The 25,398-nt window shown below is 32.1% G+C and carries 22 protein-coding genes; 21 read left to right on the top strand and 1 reads right to left on the bottom strand.

Annotated elements, in window-relative coordinates; all coding sequences use genetic code 11:
- Positions 1 to 10: 10 nt before the first annotated feature.
- The 5 genes from J2S15_RS15065 (at position 11) to rlmD (ending at position 4,678) form a co-directional block, all read left to right on the top strand.
- Entirely contained in the window at positions 11 to 1,048 is a 1,038-nt protein-coding gene (locus tag J2S15_RS15065) for a tyrosine-protein phosphatase (RefSeq protein ID WP_307409790.1), read from the top strand.
- A gap of 83 nt (positions 1,049 to 1,131) precedes the next feature.
- A complete protein-coding gene (locus J2S15_RS15060; protein ID WP_307409788.1) occupies positions 1,132 to 2,016 on the top strand; it encodes an ROK family protein in 885 nt (294 codons plus the stop codon).
- A gap of 91 nt (positions 2,017 to 2,107) precedes the next feature.
- Entirely contained in the window at positions 2,108 to 2,692 is a 585-nt protein-coding gene (locus J2S15_RS15055; RefSeq protein WP_307409786.1) for a TMEM175 family protein, read from the top strand.
- A gap of 41 nt (positions 2,693 to 2,733) precedes the next feature.
- A complete protein-coding gene (locus J2S15_RS15050; protein WP_307409784.1) occupies positions 2,734 to 3,351 on the top strand; it encodes an HAD family hydrolase in 618 nt (205 codons plus the stop codon).
- A complete protein-coding gene (rlmD, locus tag J2S15_RS15045; protein WP_307409782.1) occupies positions 3,326 to 4,678 on the top strand; it encodes a 23S rRNA (uracil(1939)-C(5))-methyltransferase RlmD in 1,353 nt (450 codons plus the stop codon). Before J2S15_RS15050 ends, rlmD begins: the two co-directional genes overlap by 26 nt.
- Positions 4,679 to 4,980: 302 nt before the next feature.
- Here rlmD and J2S15_RS15040 read toward each other — a convergent pair whose 3' ends face one another.
- The gene (locus J2S15_RS15040; RefSeq protein ID WP_307409780.1) at positions 4,981 to 6,015 is read right to left on the bottom strand and encodes a hypothetical protein; all 1,035 of its coding nucleotides are present in this window, start codon (positions 6,013 to 6,015) and stop codon (positions 4,981 to 4,983) included.
- 998 nt (positions 6,016 to 7,013) lie between these two features.
- On the opposite strand from J2S15_RS15040, the gene J2S15_RS15035 reads away from it, so the two are divergent.
- The 16 genes from J2S15_RS15035 (at position 7,014) to J2S15_RS14960 (ending at position 25,398) form a co-directional block, all read left to right on the top strand.
- Positions 7,014 to 7,436, top strand: a complete 423-nt coding sequence (locus J2S15_RS15035; protein WP_307409778.1) for a hypothetical protein — start codon at positions 7,014 to 7,016, stop codon at positions 7,434 to 7,436.
- A gap of 126 nt (positions 7,437 to 7,562) precedes the next feature.
- Entirely contained in the window at positions 7,563 to 8,066 is a 504-nt protein-coding gene (locus tag J2S15_RS15030; RefSeq protein ID WP_307409776.1) for a VOC family protein, read from the top strand.
- Between the two features lie 115 nt (positions 8,067 to 8,181).
- On the top strand, positions 8,182 to 8,571 hold the full coding sequence (locus J2S15_RS15025) for a hypothetical protein (protein WP_307409774.1): 390 nt from the start codon (positions 8,182 to 8,184) through the stop codon (positions 8,569 to 8,571).
- A gap of 56 nt (positions 8,572 to 8,627) precedes the next feature.
- On the top strand, positions 8,628 to 9,047 hold the full coding sequence (locus J2S15_RS15020) for a GNAT family N-acetyltransferase (RefSeq protein ID WP_307409772.1): 420 nt from the start codon (positions 8,628 to 8,630) through the stop codon (positions 9,045 to 9,047).
- A 180-nt stretch (positions 9,048 to 9,227) separates the two neighbouring features.
- On the top strand, positions 9,228 to 9,674 hold the full coding sequence (locus tag J2S15_RS15015) for a PTS sugar transporter subunit IIA (protein WP_307409770.1): 447 nt from the start codon (positions 9,228 to 9,230) through the stop codon (positions 9,672 to 9,674).
- Between the two features lie 20 nt (positions 9,675 to 9,694).
- The gene (locus J2S15_RS15010) at positions 9,695 to 10,528 is read left to right on the top strand and encodes a PRD domain-containing protein (protein WP_307409768.1); all 834 of its coding nucleotides are present in this window, start codon (positions 9,695 to 9,697) and stop codon (positions 10,526 to 10,528) included.
- A 265-nt stretch (positions 10,529 to 10,793) separates the two neighbouring features.
- A complete protein-coding gene (locus J2S15_RS15005; RefSeq protein WP_307409766.1) occupies positions 10,794 to 12,227 on the top strand; it encodes a PTS transporter subunit EIIC in 1,434 nt (477 codons plus the stop codon).
- Positions 12,228 to 12,295: 68 nt separating this feature from the next.
- Positions 12,296 to 13,738: a M81 family metallopeptidase gene (locus J2S15_RS15000; RefSeq protein ID WP_307409764.1), complete on the top strand. Its 1,443-nt coding sequence runs from the start codon at positions 12,296 to 12,298 to the stop codon at positions 13,736 to 13,738.
- A gap of 18 nt (positions 13,739 to 13,756) precedes the next feature.
- The gene (locus J2S15_RS14995) at positions 13,757 to 15,205 is read left to right on the top strand and encodes a M81 family metallopeptidase (RefSeq protein WP_307409762.1); all 1,449 of its coding nucleotides are present in this window, start codon (positions 13,757 to 13,759) and stop codon (positions 15,203 to 15,205) included.
- Positions 15,206 to 15,216: 11 nt separating this feature from the next.
- The gene (locus tag J2S15_RS14990; RefSeq protein ID WP_307409761.1) at positions 15,217 to 16,593 is read left to right on the top strand and encodes a M24 family metallopeptidase; all 1,377 of its coding nucleotides are present in this window, start codon (positions 15,217 to 15,219) and stop codon (positions 16,591 to 16,593) included.
- A gap of 16 nt (positions 16,594 to 16,609) precedes the next feature.
- Entirely contained in the window at positions 16,610 to 18,028 is a 1,419-nt protein-coding gene (locus tag J2S15_RS14985) for a glycoside hydrolase family 1 protein (RefSeq protein WP_307409759.1), read from the top strand.
- Positions 18,029 to 18,422: 394 nt separating this feature from the next.
- Positions 18,423 to 19,700, top strand: coding sequence for an RNA polymerase sigma factor (locus tag J2S15_RS14980; RefSeq protein ID WP_307409756.1), 1,278 nt, complete (start codon positions 18,423 to 18,425; stop codon positions 19,698 to 19,700).
- A 16-nt stretch (positions 19,701 to 19,716) separates the two neighbouring features.
- The gene (locus tag J2S15_RS14975) at positions 19,717 to 20,418 is read left to right on the top strand and encodes a hypothetical protein (RefSeq protein WP_307409754.1); all 702 of its coding nucleotides are present in this window, start codon (positions 19,717 to 19,719) and stop codon (positions 20,416 to 20,418) included.
- A 233-nt stretch (positions 20,419 to 20,651) separates the two neighbouring features.
- Positions 20,652 to 24,041, top strand: a complete 3,390-nt coding sequence (locus J2S15_RS14970; protein ID WP_307409752.1) for a DUF7927 domain-containing protein — start codon at positions 20,652 to 20,654, stop codon at positions 24,039 to 24,041.
- 277 nt (positions 24,042 to 24,318) lie between these two features.
- Entirely contained in the window at positions 24,319 to 24,642 is a 324-nt protein-coding gene (locus J2S15_RS14965) for a DUF3916 domain-containing protein (protein ID WP_307409750.1), read from the top strand.
- A gap of 195 nt (positions 24,643 to 24,837) precedes the next feature.
- Positions 24,838 to 25,398, top strand: coding sequence for a YdeI/OmpD-associated family protein (locus J2S15_RS14960; RefSeq protein ID WP_307409749.1), 561 nt, complete (start codon positions 24,838 to 24,840; stop codon positions 25,396 to 25,398).

Genomic DNA, 25,398 nt, shown 5'->3' with positions numbered 1-25,398 from the left:
GTTATATCTTATGGAAGAGTTATATTTAGAAGGTGAATGGCTTGTCTTAAAAGATAATGAAATCAAACAAGAAGACAGGGTTAAGATATATGAGAGTGATGATCCATCATTTACAATTGATGGTAAAACTCCCATAGCAGAAATCACAGGTGACAAATTACAATTCAAACCTATGACACTTGATCAGCGGATGTATTATACTTATACATTTGCTGATAAGGAAAAGAAAATAGCTACTCGCTTATTACCACTTGATGGGACATTCAATTGTCGTGATTTAGGTGGATATAAAGGAGCAGAAGGTAAACGAGTGAAGTGGGGACAATTGTTTCGCTCAGATGCCTTAAACAAACTAAGCGATCGCGATATTGCATTCTTAGAGGGAATAGGAATTAAAACGATTGTTGATTTTAGAGGAGATGGTGAGTGGCAGGCAGCTAAGGATAAACCAATTAAGGGAGCAGAATTTGTGAACTTAAGTCCTAATGCACATACGGCAGCCCTTGCTAGTGGGAACATTGTAGATGACAGGAAGAAAATAGAAAGCTTGGTGCAAATGGCACAAAGTGAAGAAGGCGTTAGAGAGTTGAACCAAAGACTGGATGAAATGGCTTTACAGATGCGTGAAATCGTTCATGGTGAGTATTCAAACAAGCAATATACAAAGCTAATGAAACTGTTGAGCGATGAAACAAGTGCACCATTACTGCAACACTGTAAAGGTGGAAAAGACCGTACAGGATTTGGAGCAATGCTGATGTTACTTGCATTAGGGGTATCGATTGAAGATATCGAATATGATTACATGTTGACAAAACAATACATGGCAGCACGTAATGAAAAACGCATGGATGAATATCATCAGTTTACAGATGATAAAGTTGTCTTAGAATATCTTTCAGGTCTTATGCAGACAAAAATGATTTATATCGAAGCTGCATGGGATGAAATGAAAAAGTTATCTGGAAATATTCCAACCTATTTGAAAGAACATATTGGGGTAACTGAAGCGGATATGAAAAAACTTCAGGAAATGTATTTATATTAATAATTAGATTAAGAGCGAAAGCTCTTTTTCTTACGGTAAGCTTATATATGTATATGATATAATAGTAAAAAAGGAGAGCGATTATGAGTTATTTAGGTATTGATATTGGTGGGAGCTATATAAAGTATGCATATGTAAATAAAGAATATGAAATTACAAAGCAGTGGAAGAAACCTACGTATTTATGTCAAAGTGTAGAAGAGTTTTATAATTATATTTGTGAAGACATTAACCTTGATGAAGTTGAGCTGATTGCAGTAAGTGCACCTGGTGTAATTAATGATGAAGGTTATGTGAAATCTAGAGCTGCAGTGAATGTTCAGATTATGTATAAGACAAATATTATTGAAGAACTAACAAAACGTACAAAACTACAAACCTTTGTATTAAATGATGCAAAAGCAGCAGGATATTGGGAACTACAAAAAGGAAATGGGAAAGGTGCATCTTCAAGTGTTTACTTCATTATTGGAACTGGAATTGGTGGTTGTGTTTGTGATGCAAACGGAGTGATTAATGGAGTTGATGGTATGGCTGGTGAGTTTTCGCAATTGCCTGTTCACTATCAGGGAAAAGAAGCGAAACAGATGACGGAATATTCTTCAATGCAGGCACTAACACAAATCTATGAAGCAAAATCTGGAGAGTTATTAATTGATGGAAAAGATATTTGCGAACGATATCATAATAAAGAAGCAGTTGCAGTAGAGGCGATCGAAGAATGGTGTCAGAATATCTGTCATTCATTATATACAATCATCTTATTCTATAATCCTGAAGTTATTTGTATCGGTGGAGGAATCTCTGAAGAAGATTGGTTTATTGAAAAAGTACGTACTACATTTGATTCTTTAAAAGCAGGAATGATTCATTTAGCTACAACTAGAATTGAACGTTGTAAATTCAATAACAATGCAAATATCTTAGGAGCAGTATTATACGCAGAAAACAAAAGCAAGACGATATAGTCTGCTTTTTTCTTTAATAATAGTTTCTGTTTCATATCAATTGCACTTTGAAGAATCTGTCTTATAATTATATCTATAGGATGGATAGGATATGACAAAAACAAGATTAGAAGCATTTACAGATGCAGTAATAGCAATTATTATGACAATTTTAATACTAGGGCTAGAGCCACCAAAAGCAGCTACATTTGCTGGATTATGGGAACTGCGCTATAGTTTTCTAGTATATATTTTAAGTTTTGTTTCTTTGGCAATCTACTGGAACAATCATCATCACTTATTTCAGATTGCGAAAGTAATCAATGGACGAGTACTATGGGCAAACTTTCTCTTTATTTTCTTTCTGTCACTGATTCCTTTTGTGACACAGTGGGTGGATGGAAACTTATTTGAATTAGCCCCAGAGGTTACTTATGGTGTTGTATTGATGATGGCTGATATTTCTTATGCAATATTATTACATGAATTGAAGAAGGCAAATGGACCAGATTCCAAGATTGCGAGAGCGCATGATGGATATATGAAATTAAGACTTACATTATCAATTAATACAGTTGGTATAGTAATTGGGATATTTGCACCAATCAGTATTCTTATCTTTTATATCATTGGATTGATTCCTTGGATCATTCCAGAAAAAAGAATTGAGAAAATATTTAACGAAGAACAGGAGTAATTGCTCCTGTTCTTTGTTATAATAAGGCAGAGAGGTTGTCTATGATAAAAAATATAATATTTGATATAGGAAATGTATTGTTGGATTTTAAACCAGCTATTTATTTCAGTAATGTAGAATGTGGAGATGAAGTTTGTTATCATATATTTCATTCACCTTATTGGAAGGAATATGATTTAGGGACGAAGTCATTAAGTGAAGTGAAGGATATACTGATTAGAGAAAAACCAGAATATCAACCACAGATTGAAGAGATACTTTCAAGATGGACGGAAGTACTAACACAAAGAAAAACGATGAAACATATTAAATCATTGTATGAAAAAGGATATCATATTTATTTGTTATCCAATTTATCATGTGATGCTGCTGATTATATCAAAAAGCGTTATGATTTGTTTGATCAGGTAGATGGTTATGTTTTATCATGTGATGTGAATTATATTAAACCAGATAAAAAAATATATCAGATATTATTAGATAATTATCATTTAAAACCACACGAAAGTGTATTCTTAGATGATCTAAAAGATAATGTAGAAAGTGCAAAAGCACTAGGGATGTATGGAATCCAAGTAGTTGATGAAGATAAAGCATTAAAAGAATTATATGAAGTGATAGAAGAGGATCAAAATGTTGAAGAAAAAACAAAAGATTAGTGGGGAAATTGAACAGGTTCAAAGTAATGGTTTAGGAGTCTTCACTTATCAGAAAAATAAAGTATTTGTGAAATATGTATTGCAGGGAGAACAGGTAGAAGTAATTATTACCAGAAAATTAAAAGAAGGATATCTAGCTGAATTACTAAGGGTTGTAAAACCATCAAGTATTCGTACTAAAGTAAAGTGTCCTTATTTTCAAAAATGTGGAAGTTGTAATTACTTACATATGTTGTATCCATTTGAATTGAAACAAAAGACACAGGAAATTAAACAGTTAGTTAGTCAGAATCGTTTAAAGCTAAATGTTCACAACTGTGAAGGTATGGATGTTCCTTATAGTTATCGTAATAAACTAATACTATCGTTTTCAAAAAATCGTAAAAATGAGATGGTAGCTGGTTTTTATGAACCATTTACTCATCATATTGTAAATATTGATAATTGTTTATTACATGATAAAGAAACGAATAAATTAATTAAAGATTTAAAGATGGTTGTCAAGAAATGTCGTTTAGATATTTATGATGAAAATACGAAATATGGTTTTCTTCGTCATATTCTAGTGAGAGAAAATCAAGAGAAAAAGTTTATGGTTACCTTAGTAACTGCAACTAAAGAATTTAGAGGTAAAAAGAAATTTGTTCAGGAACTTTTAAAAGTAAATGAAAATGTGGAAACGATTGTTCAAAACATCAACAGTCGTCAAACAAGTGTTGTATTGGGTGATGAAGAAATAAATATTTATGGTAGAGGTATTATCTATGATGACCTAAGTGGCCATAAGTTTAAGATATCTTCAAAATCTTTCTATCAAATTAATCATAGCCAATGTGAAAAACTATATGATAAAGCATTATCGTTATTAAAGTTAAATGGTGATGAAACAGTTGTTGATACTTATTGTGGTATAGGAACAATTACCTTATCAGTTGCTTCTAAAGTAAAGAAGGTAATTGGTGTGGAACTAAACGAAAATGCAGTTAGAGATGCAAATGTTAATAAAGAAGTAAATGATATTCATAATGTAGAATTTGTGAATGATGATGCAGGGAATTATATGCAGAAACTTGCTTATAAAAAGGCAAAGATAGATGTAGTAATTATGGATCCAGCTCGTGATGGTAGTGATGAGAAATTCTTAGATTCATTATTAAAACTACAACCGAAGCAAATTGTATATATTTCTTGTAATCCAGAAACACAAATGAGAGATTTAAAACATTTATCAAAACAATATCATTTTAAAGATATATACTTATATGATATGTTTCCAAGAACAACACATGTTGAGAGTGTTGTTTTGCTACAAAGGAAGAACAATTAGAAATCCTTTATTTTAAGCACTTTTACAAGCATTGTGAGTTTATAAGAGTGGATGCAAATGAAGTAAAAAAGTGATTAAAGACTATTTTAATGTTTCTGTTAGGCTAGAGATAGTTATTGGAAACACAAACTAAATAAGCAAATAAAATAATTATGGGGCTGTAACGAAATAGAATAATTAGAGGATTATCTATGGTGCTCCAATCTAATGGGGTTTAGTAGTCCCCTATAAAGATATAAAAAGGTGGGGTACGCACCGTGTTTTGTTTAAACCCCAAATTTGTACTCAGTAATGAAGCATTTTTATGGTGTGTTATTTAAAAAATATTTAACAATTTCTTCTTTTCTTAACCCAATATTCTCTGTATTGGTTTGAAAAGTGAGATACAATGTATTTGATTTACCTTCTTGTTCACTCGTGCAATAATCATTACTTGTAAAAGTGATATAATCATATTCACATTTTTTTTCTTTTTTTGAGGCTTCAATACTTTTAATTGAATAGTCAGGAAATATAAATAATTCCATTTCTTTTGTATCATAATCTTGATGTTTTAAATCGTCTATTTTCACTTTTATTAATTCATTATTTTTATAAATCCCTATATAACTTTCTTGATTTTCTTCATTATAAACTCGAATTTCATTATTTTCCTTAACTATTTTATAATTATTTTCAAGTAATATCATTTCAATTTCTTCGGTAGAAAGTTCTTGTTTTTCATAGATGTTTGAATATAATTTTTCTATATTGTTAAATTCTTCATCTGCAGTCTGTTCAAAATATAGCTTTAAATCATCAACAGTAATTTCTAATGAAACTAATATATTATTAACTTCATTAGAAATTTCCTTTGCTTTATCAATTTGACTATCATTACATTTATCTTTATTTTCATTTTCATCTAAATAATAAGTACATTGTGTGGAATCATTATATATTTGAATATATTTTTTTCCTGTCTTAATTTCATTCAAATAAATATACGTATTATTATCTTCGAAAAAAATAAAGTTCAAAAAACTGATATTCTCCTTATTATTTATGCTGAATACAGCTTGTATTTCATTGTTACTTTCTTTGTCAAGAAGGTTTATCGTTCCACCATATTTAAATTCAGGAATTTTTAATGCTCTAGGACAAGTAGTATCTTTTAAATTGCTAGAAAAACATTCGTTATCTAAATTAATAGAAGCATTAGGATTTTGTGAAAAAGTAAAATATAAATTATAATTTTCCTCTAGTCTATTTTTTACTTCTTTATGGGTTAAACTTTTATTTTCTAATTCACACCCTGCTAGAATGAAACAAAAAATACAAATGATAATTCTTTTCATGCTTTCTCCTTTTGTATAAATAAAACATATTAATTATTTATAAACTTAATTATATTGATTAAACATAAGATATCAATAATAAATGTCTAAAGTGACACAAATAATGATTAAATAATTATTTGTAATTAATGTGCGCTTTTAAGATATTTTCTATTCTTTCGTTCGCTATACTATCAGTTAATCTTGTGATAGTTGGAATGATATCTTATATAGTAACGTAAAGAAATCGTTACGTTTTCAATTCCGTTTTACTATTATTTTTAGTCATGTTTCTTAACTTTAACAATAGAATATAGTTTAAGAATTAGATTAATCTCTTTTTCTTATTTGTTATTTTAGTTTGATAATATTAGCATTAGCTTATATCTAGTAGATAAAGATGCCTCACAACAAGAGTCTAATTATTTTAATTTGGATTATAGTGTAAACAAACAAGTAGAAGCAGTAGTTGATTATGATAAAACAGGAATTGATTCTAATCCTCTCTTGATATATGTAGGTATAGTTACTTCATTATGTATAAGGATAATTGCTATAGTAATATCATCTATTTTGATTAATCGAGATATGAAGAAAGAAATTATATATTTATTGGCTTAATTCAACTAGAGAATACCCAACATCTTTTAATCATTATGATTAGTGGACTTTTTTAAAATTCTTTATAAATCATACATCCGCTCTTATTAATGATTAATTTTGATGCCTAGGTATCCGTTGGTTGAATTAAGCTTATTTATTTAGTGATAAACATTTTGAATCCTATTAAATTGCAAAAATTTATGAACCAACCGAGCAGTATAAAGGTTGAAAGAAAAATGCTAAACACATTCAATACAGAAAACTCATGTAACCTAGAAATCAAATAATCAATATTATATATGATAATAGAGAAGTAGTTGCTATACAAATAATATAATAGAATATATAATAATAGTGAAATTACGAAAATTATACAAGATTTTTATTTTTTTAAAATAAGGACAGGGGGAACTAACATGGCAAGAATAACAAAGGTTTTGTTTATTACAATCATCGTATTACTTGGTGGATGCAAAAACTCAAATGAATCGAGAAATAATGAGATAGACATAGAAGTTGTTAAGGAAATTCTTGATAATAATGATTGGAAATACGAATCAAAAAGCTATGATGATAGTGAGACTGCATATGTACATATATATAAGAATGAGGGAGATATAGTTTTTACTGCTTATGCAGATAACCATAATAATGGACTTAAATCAATTGTGTACTACAACAATGAATATGATGTGGCAGACTGCGGTGCAATCTATGAAAAAGACAGGGAAAACTATGTGATAAGTGAAACAGCAATAAATTATGCGGAGAAAGAATTATCTGAAATGGGGATAACGATGGATGATTTTATAAGGTTTTGTAGATGGATAATAGGGTAGATTATGGGGTCGTCTAGCAGACTATAATGATTTTCTTGAAGAATATATGAATGGAAATCTATATGTATATGTAAGTAAAACGAATAAGGCAATGTAATATTAGTTTATTTGATTTCTGGATGTTCAATGTATAAAAGCAGTGATGAAGAAGGGGTATTAAAATTACAAGAGATATTACATATAGAGTTAATGGGGGCATTAAAATCATATGAATTTATTTTTAATTATGGTAAATTAGAAATGAAAACATTAGGAGGTAAGGAAATGATAACAGGATTTTGTTGTACAAACATTTTTTCGAAGCAAGCGAAAGAACTAGTTGAATTTTATACCAAGACATTAGAAATACCACTTATTAGAACTGACGATGATGAATCAAATGGAGTTTATCTTGGGTTTATAGAAAACGCACCTACCATTTGTATATGGGATTGTACAAGGTTTGATGCTACACCTACAGGATATCAATCTTTTGTATTTCAGAGCGATGATCTTGATTCTACAATTGAATATTTAAAGAAAAAAGGTGTTTCAATGGGAGAACCTGTTAGATATGATTGGGGAACATATGAAGTTCGCTTAAATGATATTGATGGTAACGAAGTGGTTATTTGTGAACTTTGGCAATAAATAGTTTTATAGGACAATTATGAGTATTTCAATTATTTGAAATACTCATTTTTAAAATGGAAGAGAACAAATAATTTATTGTGTATCATGATATAGTATATATAGTGAGGTTATTATGGATTTATTATGGAATAGTACACCAAAAGAAAAAATACGTTTAGATTTTTTACCTTGTAAAAATACTGGCAAAGATATTCGTTGGGAAGAATGGCATCCTGAAAACTATCTTCGTATATACTTATCGGATTACAATAAACTGCTACCATACTTTAATAATGTTTTTCCCTTACTTGATCCAACAAATGGAGAAGAACAATCTTCTTTTGACGTCTGTTGGGATAACTGGATAGGTATAGATGATTGGAAAGATATTATTAAACTCATTAAAAACGATATGTTATCTATTGAAAATGAAGATGAATTATTATTTTTTAATACATTTGTGCAATGGATTGAACAACAAATGCAGTGGGCTGATATTATTGTTGTAGAAGGTAATCAATAACAATTATTAAATATGAAATACTATTAAGAATATGTAATGAACGAAAGGACAAAATTATGATTTCAATAAAATATGCTACAAAAGAAGATACTAATTTTTGGTTTACTTTAGATGCTCATATGTCTGAAAAAGAATATTATTTAAAAGTGAATGAGAATAGAGCATACATCATTTATGATGATCATAAACCTATTGGAATTATGCGATATAATTTATTTTGGGATAATCTTCCATTTCTTACAATGATTCATTTAGATGAGTCATATCAAGGTAAAGGTTTTGGTAAAGAGGCAATGTTGTTTTGGGAAAATGAGATGCGTAATTTGGGTTATGGAGTTGTTATGACTTCTACCCAAGCAGATGAAGAAGCACAACATTTTTATCGTAAATTAGGTTATAAAGACAATGGATGTCTTGTGATGGATTTGCCACAAGTGAAACAACCGCTGGAAATATTTCTGATAAAAGAATTGTAAAAAAAAGATATTGACAACGCTTACACTCTAAGGTATCCTAAAATTAAAGATAGATTGTTAGGGTTGTGATTTTTATCCAGTAATAAAAAGCAAGGCCTATCATCCAATTTTTAAATTGGTTTGATGGTGTTTGCTTTTTTTGTCGTAAAAAAGCAATATAGAATTTGAAGGAGGTAAAGAATGGAAACTTTATGTAGTCCAGTAAATGGAAATGTTATTAAACTTGAAAAGGTGAACGATGAGATGTTCGCGCAGAAAATGTTAGGTGATGGAATTGCGGTTGTACCAAGTGAGGATGATTTTGTTTCACCAATTGATGGTGAAGTAACACTTATTTATGAGACGCAACATGCAATTGCTATAAAAACAGAATGTGATACAGAGGTACTGATTCATATTGGTATCGATACAATGAATCTGGAAGGAAAACCATTTAGTACGAAAGTGCATGTGGGTGACAAAGTGAAAAAAGGAGATCTACTTACAAATATCAATTGGGCAATGATTTTAACCAAAGGGTTAGAAAAGGTTGTGCCAATCATTATCTTAAATAAGAAGGTGAAGTTAATAAATGATACTGAAGATGTTGAAGTTAAAGTAGGAGATCCAATATTAAATATTGAGTAATTTTAAGGAGGTAGCCAAGTATGTTTACAAAGAAGGTTTATAACAATAATATTGTTATGGCGGTTGACGAGAATGATAATGAAGTTATTCTTGCTGGAAAAGGGGTTGCCTATGGATTGAAAAAGGGTGATGTGATAGATAGGAGTAAGGTAGAGAAAAGGTTTGAATTAAAAAAAGATACTAGTCCTCGATTTGGAGAACTAATTCAGGATATTCCACTTGACTATGTAATTATTTCAGAAGAGATTATTGCATATATAAAAGCAAATAGTGATAAGAAAATCAATGATAGTATTTATATCACACTGACGGACCATATTGTAAATTCAATTGAAAGAATTAAAATGGGAATTGATTTTGATATGACTTTATTGTTGAATGTTAAAACGTTATATAAAGAGGAGTTTAAATTAGCATTACATGCAGTAGATATGTTAAGAGATTACTTTAAAATTCCGCTTAGTGATGATGAAGCAAATTTTATTACTCTTCATATTGTTAATTCTCAGTTTGAAGATAATATGATGGAGATGTATACAATTACTTCAATTTTGGAAAAGATAACGAGTATTGTTAAAAATCGATTCAATATTGATATTGAGAATAATTATAACTATGATCGTTTCATGACACATTGTCGATTTTTTGTTCAAAGAGTAATTAATCAAGAACACTTTGAACAAAATAGTGCACTGAATTATACTCTGCTTGAAGCAACGAAAGATCAACTTCCAAAACAGATGGATTGTGTAAATGAAATTGTTGAGTATGTTGAAAAGAATTATGGTTATGTAACTAGTGATGATGAAAAAATGTATTTGTTGTTCCATTTAGGAAGACTAACAGATCAGTAGATATAGATAATAAACGTATTTTATTAATATTTGTTTTACTAATTTATCAAATACTAATATATGTTTAATAGGGTACGTTATTATACATTGAAACAAGCGAAAAACAGTATATAAATTGTTCAATGAAATGAAAAATTAGTAGAAAGGGTTGTAATGGCTATCCAGACCATTACACTAGGTATGGAACAAAACATATTGGATGGTTACAGTGAGGCTGGCCAAACCTCTTAATAGTTTTTGATTAATTATTGAGGAGGAAATAAAAATGAAATATGTAGAAATGTCAAAAGAAGTGTTAGCAGGTGTTGGTGGTTTAGATAATATTAAATTCGTAGAAAGATGTGCCACACGCCTAAGAATTCACTTCTATAAAAAAACGAAAGTAGATTTAGAAGCTATTAAAAAAGCTGAAGGAGTTATGGGGGTAGTTGAAAAAGGTGGACAAGTTCAACTAATCATTGGACCAACTGTCCAAGAAGCCTATACTGACTTCTTGGAAGTATCTGGTTACAATCCGTCAGAACATGCAAATAATGCATCTAAGGATGATAATGAAGAACCAGAGGTAAAGAATTTTTCATATTATATAAATGTATTTGGTAACTTTGCTACAGGTGTGTTCATGCCTATCATCCCTGCATTAATTACTGGTGGATTAATCTTAGCGATTAAGAATCTATTAGTAAACTATATGGGAGTTGGGGTAGAATCAGGAACTGCACAAATCATGTTAGCAATTTTCAGTGCAGGATTCTCGATGCTGCCTGTATGGATTGGATATACATTAGCAAGCAAGTTGAAAATGGAACCAATCATGGGTGCCTTCTTAGGGGCTGTACTTGTCAGTGGTTCAATTAGTGGTGTTGAGGGATTAGATTTCTTTGGTATCGCTGTACCAGCAGTAGGTTATGAAAGTAGTGTAATGCCAATTGTATTTGGTGTGGTTTTCATGTACTTCGTAAATAAATTACTTGCCAAAATTATTCCAGAAATGTTTGTCTTTTTCTTAAAGCCATTATTAACTATGGCAATTGTAGTTCCTGTAACATTAATTATCTTAGGACCAATTGGTACTGAACTTAGTGGTGCAGTAGGAAACTCTATGGAAGCGTTTATGGGCTTTGCTGGTTGGTTAGCAGTACCTGTAATTGCAGCGCTTTATCCATACATGGTTATGCTTGGTCTTGATAAAGCCGTTACGGTTATAATGATCGAATCAATTGCAACAACAGGTGCTGATAACTGGGTTATGGTTACAGGTCTGGTATCAAACTTATGTATTGGTGCTGCAGCACTTGCAGTTGCTTTACATATTAAAAATAAGAAACAAAAGGGTCTGATTTCATCGTTTGGTGTTACTGCTCTTTGTGGTGTTACAGAACCAGCATTTTATGGTTCTTTGATTATGCGTCCGAAATGTCTAATCGGTGTTGCCATGGGTGCAGTCACTGGTGGATTAGTAGCTGGAATTTTTGGACTTCAGAACTATGTAGTTGGAGGTTGTCCAGGTCTGTTGACTGCATTATTCTTCCTTCCTGAAGATGGAAGTATGGGTAACTTTATCTTGTTCTGGGTCGTTTGTGCGATATCTATTGTAGTATCTTTTATTGCGACAACTGTAATTTTAAAGAGAACAGAAAAAGTTGATGTTAGTGATGAAGAAACTGAAGTAGTAGGAGACACAGTTACAGCTAGTTAATGTTGTAGAGACTCCTTTATAAAAGGAGTCTCTACTTGTTTGTTAAATAGACAGAGAGGACAAAAAATATGAAAGTTTTAGTTGGAGAATTTGTCACTGAATCAAATGCAAATATACCAAATTTATGTGAAATCAAAGATTATGATATTAGCTTTGGTGATGAATGTATAAAGAAAATGAGAATAAAGGAAACCTTCAATCATAATGAAATCGAATTGATTCCTTCTATATATGCGAATGCAGGAGCTTCTGGTGTAGTTGATAAAAAAAGTTTTAACTATATCGAGTCCTATTTAATAAAAGAAATAAAGAAACATATCCATGAGATTGATGGTATTTTCTTGATGCTACATGGTGCGAGTGAAGTGGAAGAGATTGGATCTGGTGATCATCATATACTAAAAGAAGTTCGTAAATTGGTAGGCCCTTATATGCCAATTGCAGTAGTGTGTGATCCTCATGGAAATCTTGAAGAAACGTATGTGCGCTCAACGCAGGTAATTCGAAGTTATCGTGAATCACCACATATTGATGCTGATGAAACAATGAATATTGTGGCACAGATGTTATGTGATATTTTAAAAAATCGAAGACCCGTACATTCACTTTATAGGAAACTACCACTGATACTGGGTGGAGAACAAAGTGTATCTGCAGATGAACCAGTGTATTCAATTAATCAGTATCTGAATGAAATAGAGAAAGATGAAAGAATTATGAGTGCATCATGGCATGTTGGATATTTAAGACATGATTGTGATGTTGCAGGATGTGGTGTTGTAGTTGTACCAACAGATGATAAATATGTAGAGTATGCAACTAAGAAACTTGATGAACTGTATGATTATGTTTGGAATAAGCGTCATGAGTTTCATTATACAGGAACAACGATGAAACCATTAGAAGCATTAAACTATGCTTATGAGTTTAATGAAAAACCGTTCTTTATAACCGACTCAGGTGATAATGTAACTTCTGGTGCAACTGGTTGGAATACGTATTTGTTAAGTGAAGTTTTAAAACATAAAGGCTCAGATAAAAGTGTGTTATTTGCATCCATTAATGATGATAAGACATACGGAGAACTAGAGTTGAAGCCAGTAGGTAGCGAAGTAACTACAGCTATTGGTGTTGGTTATGATGAGTTAAGTAAAGCAATTGAAGTAACTGTAAGAATTAAAAGTAAAGGTGATTTGTATGGTTTTATGATGCATGATCCGCAGTCAATTTTTGGTCAATGTGTTGTAGTGAATATTGTAGGAACAACTATTGATGTGGTGATAGCGAACTCAAATTGGGCTTTATGTGAAATCAATCAGTTTGATAAGATTGGAATCGATTTGAATGATTACGATATTGTGGTTGTGAAACAGGGATATATATTCCCTGAATTAAAAGCAATAGCAAAAGAAAGTGTAATGGCATTAACTGATGGTGCTACTCCACAAGATACTGCATCAATTAAATTTAAACGAATTAAACGACCAATGTATCCAATCGATAAAATATAATGACAGGAAGGAGATAGCATGAAAATATTAGTTTCAAAATTTGTTTTAGAAGCAAATGCTAATGTCCCAATGATGAGCGATTTAGAAAATGCAGCGATTTCTTATGGTGATGATGCCCTTACTCATATGCAGTTAGGTGATGTATTTGATGATGAAGATATTGAACTTATTCCTGTCATCTGTGCGGATGTGGGATGTAGTGGTGTAATGAAAAGAAAAGCATTTGCTTATATTGAGAATAGAATATTAGATGCACTAAAGAAGTATCGTAATGAAATTGATGCAGTTTATCTGCATTTACATGGTGCAAGCGAAATAGAAGATTTGGAAGGTGGTTCAGGTGAACATCATCTGGTAAAGGAAGTAAGAAAGATTGTTGGCCCATATATGCCAATAGGGGTCTCTTGTGATCCGCATGGGAACCTTAGTAAAGAATATGTAGAGAATGTAAACATTATTCGTTCGTTTCGTGAAGCACCACATACGGACATACCAGAGACAGTACAATTTGTTTGTCGTGAATTAGTTAACCTAGTTCGTAATCGAAGAAGCATGACACCAGTGTATCGAAAATTACCTTTGATACTAGGTGGAGAACAGACGGTATCTGCTGATGAACCTGTGCGTTCATTTAATAAGTTTATGGATGAAATGGAAGAGGACGAGCGTATATTAAGTGCATCTTGGCATGTTGGGTATATTCGTCATGATACAGCAGTTGCAGGTTGTGGAATTGTAGTGGTTCCGAGTGATGATAAATATCGTGAGTATGCAAATGAGAAAGCAGATGAATTAGCAAAATTTATCTTTGATAAACGTTATGAGTTTCATTATACAGGAATTACCAAACAACCAGATGAAGCATTGCAGATGGCGTTGGAATTTGATGGGAGACCAGTTGTTATATCTGATTCAGGTGATAATGTAACTTCAGGTTCTATGGGAGCCAACACATTTGTTTTAAAGCAGTTGTTAGAAGTAAATGATCTTAAGAAAAAAGTATTGGTTGCATCGATTCATGATGCAAAAACTTATAATCAGTTAATGAGAAGCGAGATTGGTGATAACGTGAATATTAATCTGGGAATGAATTTGGATGAACTATCTACACCAATTGATTTACAAGTCTGTGTTAAAATGAAAGGAAGACAAGAGGGAACTTTCATGTATGGAGAAGATGGAGATTATGGAGGATTGGTTAGAGTGTCAGTAACTAACTGCCCAATTGATATTGTAGTTACTGAAAACAATCATTCATTTGTTGAAATCCATCAGATTGAAGCATGTGGCTGCACACTAGATGATTATGATATTCTGGTTGTAAAGCAAGGATATATTCATCCAGAGTTACTTGATGCTGGAAAACTTTGCATTATGTCACTGACTAAAGGTGCAACACTTCAAGATACATCAGCATTAGATTTTAAACTGATTATGCGCCCAATGTTCCCAATCGATAATATTTAAGAGGTGGAAAGATGATTGAATTAAAAAAAGTACAACGTCCTAAAAAAGAAATGGACATTCAACCAGTATTACTGAGTGATGAAACAATACAACAACGAAAAGAAAAAATATTAAAAGGAATGAAGCAGGATAATCTTGATGTAATTATTGTATATGCTGATTTGGAACATGGTTCTAATTTTGAATACTTATGTGGCTTTTTACCAAGATTTGAAGAAGCAATGCTTGTATTACATGTAAGTGGAGATGCTTATATGGTATTAGGAAATGAAAATTTAAATAAAGCATCAAAAGCTAGAATCGATGTGAAAGCAGTACATATGCCACATTTCTCTTTACCCGATCAACCAATGGATACTGATAAAACAGTGAGTCAGATTTTATCGCAATGTAATATCAATCAGGCAAAGAAAATTGGAATTATTGGATGGAAGAAATTCACAAATACAGTAGAAAATGAGAATAAAATATTTGATATTCCATATTTCGTAATGGAAGCATTAAAAGAAACTTGTCCAAATGCTGACTTTGTAAATGGTGCATATTTATTTATTGGAGAAAATGGAGCACGTAACACAAACAATGCAAATGAAATTGCTCACTATGAGTTTGGTGCAACTCTAGCAGGAAACTGTATATTGGATACATTAGATGCTTTTGAAGTTGGAAAAAGTGAAATGGAAATTGCATCAAAACTAGAACAATATGGACAACGTCATAGTGTTGTAACGATTATGGCAAGTGGTGAAAGATTTGTAAAAGCAAATATGTATCCAAGTCTTAAAAAAGTTGAACTAGGTGATAAAATATCAATTACAACAGGTTATAAAGGTGGACTTCAAAGTCGTGGAGGTTATGCTGTAGCGAGTCGAAATCAGTTACCAGAAGGCGAACAGGACTATCTTGATAAAGTTGCAAAGCCTTATTTTAATGCAGTTGTAACATGGTTAGAAACGATTAGAATAGGAATGAATGGAAAAGAACTGTATGACAAAATTGAATCCGTATTACCAAAAGCAACATATGGATGGAGTCTGAATCCTGGACATTTATGTGCCGATGAAGAATGGCTATCATCACCTGTGTATCCGGAGTCAATGGAGAAAATATCAAGTGGAATGTTATTTCAAATTGATATTATTCCTTCTGTAAAAGGATATGGTGGGGTAAGTTGTGAAAGTGGGGTTGTTCTTGCAGATGAGAAGTTAAGAACAGAAATACAAAATAATTATCCAGATATGTGGAAACGATTTGAAGCAAGAAGAAATTATATGATTCATGAATTAGGAATTGCAATCAGTGAAGAAGTATTACCAACAAGTATTGCTACTGCTTACTTAACTCCATATTTATTGGATAAGGACAGTGCATTTGTAGTTGTTAAATAATGAAAGTGAGGAAACAATGAATAAAGATAAATTTTTATGGGGAAGTGCTACTGCTGCATACCAGTGTGAAGGTGGATGGGATGCAGATGGAAAAGGTGTAGGTGAATGGGATGTATTCTCTCATGAAAGCCCATTAAACATCAATGGAGCTACTGGGGATGTAGCCTGTGATTTCTATCATCGTTATAAAGAAGACATTGATATGATGGTTGAAGGGGGACAGAATACGTATCGCTTTTCGATTGCATGGACACGGATTATTCCAAATGGAGTTGGTGAAGTGAACCAAAAAGGGATTGATTTCTATAACCGTGTAATTGATTACTGTTTTGAAAAAGGAGTAGAGCCTAATGTCACTTTGTTTCATTATGATTTACCTGAAACAATAGCGAAGAAAGATGGATTTGGAAATCGTGAAACTGTTGATGCATTTGTTGAATACGCTAAAGTTTGTTTTAAAGCATTTGGTGATCGAGTGAATTTATGGTCAACAATCAACGAACCCAGATATTATGCATATTGTACCAATATGGTAGGAAACTATCCACCAAATCATAAAGTTGATTTCGATCGCTTTTATCGTGTGCTCTATCATGAAATCCTAGCAAGTGCCAAAGCGGTAAAAGCATTTCATGATATGGAACTGAAGGGTAAAATTGCAATTGTTCATGACAGCAGTAATGCTGAAATTGCTCCTGGAACCAAGGAACCGCAAAAAATAAAAATGATGGCTGATTTATTTTATACAGACCTAGTATTGGAAACATCAATTACTGGTAGAATTCCAGGTGCTTTAATCCCAATGCTTAGAGAAAATGATATTGATACATCATTTATTAAATTTGAAGATGCAATTGATTTCGCTAATGGTAAAATCGATTATTTGGGACTTAATGTATACAATCGAGTTTATTTAACTGACTATACGGAGGGTGAAACTGAAGTATTTCATAACAATAAAGGAAAAGGTTCCAAATCAAAAGAAGGGATTCGTATCAAAAACTGGTTTGAAACAACAGATGATGCAAATACAAAACGTAACTTATGGGGACGTGAAATCTATCCAAAATGTATTTACAATGCGCTAATGGAAATTAAAGACCTTTATGGTGATATTCCTGTATATATTACCGAGAATGGTCATGGGATGTATGAGAATGCAGATGTAAATGGATATGTGGAAGATGATGAACGAATCGATATGATGCAGGGATATATTGATTATATGTTGAAAGCACGAGAAGATGGATGTAATGTTTGTGGATACTATGCATGGTCAACAATGGATGTATATAGTTGGGTCAATGGATATGAAAAACGTTATGGATTTGTAAGAATTGATTTCGATGATCCAAAGTTACCACGTATTCCTAAAAAGAGTTATTATTGGTTTAAAGAGTTGATTCATAATTTCTACGAAAAGGAAGGTAGATAATTTAGATATAAGAATTATTTTTATAAGCTAAGAACTGTAATCTAAAAGGTTATAGTTCTTTTTGTATCCAAAAATAAAACTAAAAAAAGGGAACGAAGTTCTATTTCAATTGTCTTTATAATTAAGGTAGAATAAAAGTGGAAAGAAAAAATGAACGAAATGGGATTTAATTACAACTAATATAAGTGGGTATGAAAAAGATATGGGGTGAAAGAGAAAGAAAGTACAATAATTTTGGGCAAGAATGGGAAGTAAGTAAAGTAAAAAGAAAAGACTAGATATTGGATATTTAAACATAATGGAAGAATTCTAAAAAATTTATTATACAAAATTGCTGTATAATGAACTTTTTTTGATTTCAAAGTATCTAGCATTACAACGGAGGGCATATAAAATGAATGCGCATAAAAGAATTGATACAGAGATAATTGTTCAATATATGAAGAATCCTAAAGACATGAGTGCCTTTAATAAGATTTATGAACATTATCGAAACCGACTGTATTGTTTTAGTTATTCTTATACACGGAATCACTCAGGGGCAGAAGAAGTGGTTCAGGAAACGTTTATTCGAATGATTGATAAAATAAAACAGTTGCGTGATCCGGAGTCATTTCAGACATGGTTGTTTAAAACCTGTTACAGCTGTATCTTGTTGTATCATCGAAAAGAGAATCGATTTAAGAATTTAGATGATGTACAGGAAGTAAGTAATGTGAAATACAAAGGAAAAACTCAAGTTGAAATATTTGAGGAGAATGAAGCACTCGATGAGATTAAAGAAGTAATGGAAGAGTTAGGGACTCGTTTTCAAAGTGTAGCAATGCTGTACTATTTTGATGAATTAAAAATCAAAGAAATATCAGATGTATTAAAAATACCTGAAGGTACAGTAAAAACCAGATTAAAAAAAATAAAAGAAGACTTAAAAATAAAGTTAGATGAGAAAGGTATTAGTCCAGAAAAATATATGTCAATTGGCTTGTCACCTCTGATTATTGAAGTGTTCAGAGAACAGGCATTTTACGCTCAGATGAGTAGTACCCAAGTAAGTAATGTATTGGCAAATATTACACAGGCAACAGTATCTTCATCAGTTACTGCAGGGAATGTTGCAGCTTTATTTTCAAAACAGGTAATCGCATCTGTATTAGTGGCTACAGCGATAACATTGGGAACCTATACTGCTATTAAATCAGATTCAGATATTGTAGATCAGATTGTATATCAGAATAAACTTACCAACAATATAGTAGAGGTGCAGGTACTATTGAATAAAAATATCGAACAGAAAGATATTATAGTACTAAAGGGGGCAGAAGAAATTGAAGTTAGTATTGAAGATAAGAAATTATTATTTCATGCAGATGAAAATGATACTTATAAAGTAATTGCAGGAGATGATGAGTCTTATGAAATTACCATTAACTCAATTGATCGAGAAGCACCAGTAGCTAATTTAAAAGAATACAGGGAAGATGGATTATCTTTAGATATTAGTGACGATAACTCAGGTGTAGACTACGATTCATCCTATGTACTTTATAATGAAACATCATATCCAATTTCACCAGATGGCAGTGTAAGTGGTGAGTTTGATGGTTCTTTGAGTATCTATGTTTATGACAACGTAGGGAATGTCAGTGAGTATACCATTAATATAAGCGAATAAAGCAAGGAGGAATATGATGAAAAGAGGGAGTGGGCTACTTCTTTTAATATTGTTTATTTTACCTATTGATATCATTCATGCAGAAGAAGTTGAAATTAACTTCTATGATGAAAACGGGCAGCTGATTGTAACCAATCATATAGATGAGGGGGAGGATATTGAGATTCCTACCATATCTAAGGGAGGTTATAATTTTTATGGTTTTAATACAGAGAAAGATGGCAGTGGAGAATATATTAAAACATTTAAGGCATTAGAGTCAGAAAACTATTATGCAATTTATGTTCCTATTCTTTATCCAGTAAACTATTACGTCAATAATGAACTAATCTATTCAATTGAAATTCCTTATGGAGAGATAACACCACATATGGATGCTCCATATATAAAGGATATGCTATTTGAATATTGGCAGGGAATTGATATCGTTGCTGGTCCAATGAATGTTATTGCTATTTATAAAGAAGATAAAGTAGAAAAAAAAGTAGAAATGGATCTAACAAGAAAAACTGAAAAAAGTAAAAATGTTGATAAAGTAGATATAAAAGCAAAAAATGCAGAGGAATACTCAGTAAACTTAGAAGAGGTAAAAGTTCTTCAGGAAGAGCATCGGGAAGAATCAACTAATTGGTTATTACTGATTGCTGTCTATATATTAACGTTTTTAGTGACGATGTTATTTTTTTACTTCAAAAAAAGAAAAACAAAAAGAGTATAATCATAATCCACAAAAATAAATTTAAATATTTTCATCAAAAATGAACTTTTATGAATTTAAGAGTATCCGTGTTGTTGACAGATGATAGTTTGAAGGGTTTATCTATAAACACTTTCTTCAGTATTTGTTAGGAGGGCGAAAGATGGAGATATGAATTTAAAACTTTGATATGACGTAGAGCATAATTACTCTACATGGGCAGGTTAAAAAGCAAAGAAAGGATTAAAAAAGATATGAAGAAACTATATAAGATTGTAGTAATCGCATTAATGAGCATTTCATTTATTAGTGCAGGGGCAATTGCTACAAATAATCAAATAAAGGGAGAGGAACTAGCTCCAGCAGACAGAATTGTAGGAACCCTAACTGAGTTGGAAGATGCAATTTATGATGCACCTACAAATAGAGAATTCATTATTGAATTAAGTGCAAATATTGAATTAGATAGTACACTTACAATTTATGCGAATGAAAATGTAGTACTTCGCTCTACAAGCGGGCAAGCATATACAATCACACACTCTGGAACAGGAAGACACTTTAATACGAGAGGAACATTAACATTGAATAATGTAATTCTTGATGGTGGTTCAACTGTTGGTGGTGTAATGGTTGATGGTTCATCAGGTAAACTAGTATTGAACACTGGTTCCATTATTCAAAACTGTTATAGTACTGTATTTTCTTTTGGAGTAGGTGGAGGAGGTGCCATCTATGCCAAAAGTGGAACTGTAATAATGAATGATGGAATCATCCAAAATAATGAGCATGAGTCTTATGGTGGAGGAGGAATCCGTGTTGAAAGCAATGGTTCGTTCACGATGAATGGAGGAATAATAAGAAATAACGTAGGTAGCCGCGGTGGTGGTATAAATATTGGAAGAGGGACTTTCATAATGAATGATGGTCATATTTATGGGAATATCGGAGAATATCGTGGTGGAGGAATTTACACTGAAGAATCTACATTTACAATGAATGGTGGTTTGATTGGTGGAACTGATATCAGCTATGCTAACCATTCAGATTACGCTGGTGGAGGAGTATATGCAGGGGAAGGATCAACGTTCACAATGGGTGGAACAAGTGAAGTAGCATATAACACTGCTGGTACAAGTTCAATAAATGGTGGAGGTGCAGGTGTATATACCTATACAATTTCTTCAAAAATAAATAATTTTGTGATGAAAGATTCAGCAACCGTTCATCATAATACTGCTACTAGTTCTGCAGGAGGAGTTTATATTGCAGGAAATGAAAGTGGTACATTTACAATGGAAGGTAATGCATCTATCTATAATAATCAGGCAAACTCAGGAGCAGGGTTGAGCATAGTCGATGCGGCAACAATATTAAAAGATAATAGTAGTATCTTGAATAATGCAGCTTCTGGTACAGGAGGAGGTGGATACATCTCTAACTATAATACATTTGTTATGCAAGATAATGCAGTAGTAAAAGGAAATACTGCAGCTACTGCAGGAGGTCTTTATATTAGCCAAGGAGTAACTGCAACGATTAAGGGTAATAGTTTAATTACGGAAAATACTGCAAGCTATAATGGTGGTGGTGTTTATGTAATTGGGATTGATGCATATGCAGGATATACAAAAGTGTATATTGAAGGTGGAACAATCAGTAAAAACTATGCAAATGGAATAGATTCTGGTGACTTGAAATCAGGAGGAGGTGGTATCTACTATACTGCCGAGTTCTGTGATTTAGAGATTACAGGAGATACTAACATAATTGATAATCATGCACCTAATGGGCATGGTGGTGGAATTCATTCTCGAGATCATTCACAAATAAAAGTAAGTAGTGATACCGTGTATGATGGAAATACTGCATCAATTGCTTATATACCAGATCCATTAGATACAGCACAATATCCAGATGTTCAACATAAGACATTGAGTATTCCAGTTGGACATTCATTGAATAACTATGATGTAAACTATGTTGGTACACAGGAAGCAGTGATTTATAAAGTAACTTATCATGCAAATGGTGGGGTTGGTACTCCTCCAGTTACAAAATCTTATCTTGAAAATGATACAGTAACTGTAGAAGGAAATAGTACAAACCTAACATTAGCTGATCATACATTTGATGGATGGAATTTACTGGCAAATGGTACAAGTACAAATTATGATGGCGGAGAAACATTTTTAATGCCAGCCAGAAATGTAGATTTGTATGCACAATGGGATCCAGTTCCCACACCTGTTACTTCGTATACAATTACGAAAACAAGTAACCCAGGTACAGGAACTGAGGTTGAACGAGGAGATACAATTACATACTCGATTGCTGTGAAAAACACTGGTGATACAGTATTGCAGAATGTGAAGGTAAGTGATGTATTAGATGCTGGTGTTGTTTATGAAGAAAACAGTATGACTGCTTCAAAAGCTACTGTTACAAAAACTAATAATAATGGAACATTAGAGTGGGTAATTGATGAAGTAGCCAAAAACGAAACTGTTACGTTAACATTTAAAGTAAAGGTAAGTGATACTGCTACGATTACAAACGATACAATTAAAAATACTGCAAAGATGGAAGTTGGTAGTGACTCAAAAAATTCAAATGAAGTAAAACATACCGTAAAAAAAGAAGATCCAGTAACTCCAACAACATCTTATACAATCAAAAAATCAAGTAATCCAGTATCAGGTAGTGAAGTAAAACGAGGAGATACACTAACATATTCAATTGAAGTTAAAAATACTGGGGATACAGTATTAAAGAATGTAGATGTAACAGATATATTAGATGCAGGTGTAGTCTTTGAAGAAAATAGTATGACAACATCCAAAGCAGGTGTTGCTATGTCAAATACGAATAGTGTATTAACATGGAAGATTAATGAAGTTGCAAAAGGTGAAACAATCACATTAACATTCAAAGTAAAGGTTAGTGAAACGGCAACGATTTCAACAAATAAAGTAACTAATATTGCACAGATGGAGGTAAGTGGAAAAATAACAAATTCAAATGAAGTAATTCATACTGTGAAAAAAGATGGTACGGTTACTCCACCAATTGTGAATCCTCCAGTCGTAGATGATACAACAAGTTATACAATCACAAAGACTAGTAATCCTGGTTCAGGAACACAAGTGAAACGAGGAGATTATATTACTTACTTTATTGAAGTAAAGAATACAGGCGATACAACATTAAAGAATGTTGTAATTAGTGATACATTAACTTCAGGTATGGAATTGGATACAAGCAGTATGTATGCATCTGATCCAGCTGCAGGTAAAATAAACAATAATGGAAAGTTAGAATGGACAATTGGTAAAATTGAGAAAGGTAAATCAGTTGTTGTAAGTTTTAGAGTGAGAGTAAGTCAAATTGCAAAGTTTGATAATAATAAAATTAGGAACGTAGCACAAATGAGTATAGGTAATAAAACTATCAACTCAAATGAAGTTACACATACTGTAGTAGAAAAACATGCAGGATTGGCTCCTGGTACAACAGGAAACAATGCAAATTCTACATCAGTAGTCAATACAGGAGACAATACAAATATTACGTTATTATTGGTAATGTTGGGTATGTCAGCAACCTTGGTCTTTACAGCGATAAGAAGAAAGAAAGCTGAGTAAAGGATATGTGCATAAAGAGCATAAAGACAAGTTGTTCCCGCCCTTCAACAAACGGTAAACTTAAGTAATCTTGTAGTGACTCGCCCTCACCTATAGATAACAATCTTTATGCACGAGAGAGCGCTCTAATACAAAATGCATTCATTGTAGTATTGGAGCGATAAACGAAAAAAGAGGCAAGTAGAACATCGTTTCTATTTGCTTCTTTTTTTCTTACTATAAAACCTGTTATACTTATACTAAATAGACGAATGGAATTTACATAAGGAGAAGATGATTGGATAAGAAAAAACAACGAGGTCAGGGACGTAGGTTAAATGGAATGTTGAAACATATAAATGAGTTCACCCCTTTTCTGGAAACAGATGATCGTTATGAACATTTTCATGTTCCAAGCAGTATGTTTATTGAAAGTAATAAAACAAGTGAAAAAGTAAAAACAGCATTTTGTAGAGAATGGCTAAGGAAAACAGAATCATTTATTTCTAAGAAGCCTAAAGATTTATCATTTTGTAAGATTGTTGCAGTGATATCAGTTCCTTATTATTGGAGTTCGCAGATTATTATCTTTTATGATGAAGAATACTATAATTCTTTTTAGAACCGAAATGGTCCTGAACAATTTTGGAAGCCTATAAAACAAGAGTATTCATTTAGTAAAGGGCGTAATATAGAAACTTCATTATATGAAAGTTGTTATCATGAGAAGATAATAGATGATGAAGTATTTGAATGTGATTTATGGTTTTATGGAGAATATCCTAATTAAGATTAAAATAAAAAGGAGGAAAGATATATGAGTGATATTTTAGAATTTGCGAGTAGAGAAGTATTTCATGAATGGTTAATGAAGAATGGAGAAACAAGTGATGGAGTATGGCTATTGTTTGGAAAAAAGGGTGGTCCTAAAACTTTAAGTGCAAATGATGCATTAGAGGAAGCGTTATGCTTTGGCTGGATTGATGGACAAATGCAAAGCCTTGATGATACAAAGTATAAGAAATATTTTGCACGTCGCACTGCAAATAGTAAGTGGTCTGAAAAAAATAAGAAGTTGGTTCAAAAACTTCTTGATCAAGGATTGGTTACTGAACATGGAAAAGCCAAAATAGCAGATGCCAAAAAGAATGGACAATGGGATGCACCAAAAGCAGCTACATTAGGTGAAGAACATATTGATGCTGTAGCAGAGATATTAAAGGCATATGAGCTAGCTTACACAAACTTTATGGCAATGTCACCATCAGTTAAGAAAACCTACACACGAGCGTATTTTGATGCGAAAACAGATGCTGGTAGAGAAAAACGTTTGGCTTGGATGGTAGATCGTTTAAATAAAAATCTAAAACCAATGTAG

The organism is Breznakia pachnodae, assembly GCF_030814225.1.
Classification (GTDB): domain Bacteria; phylum Bacillota_I; class Bacilli_A; order Erysipelotrichales; family Erysipelotrichaceae; genus Breznakia; species Breznakia pachnodae.
Note: the sequence above shows the minus strand (reverse complement) of the source record. Positions and strands in the feature narration are given on the sequence as shown.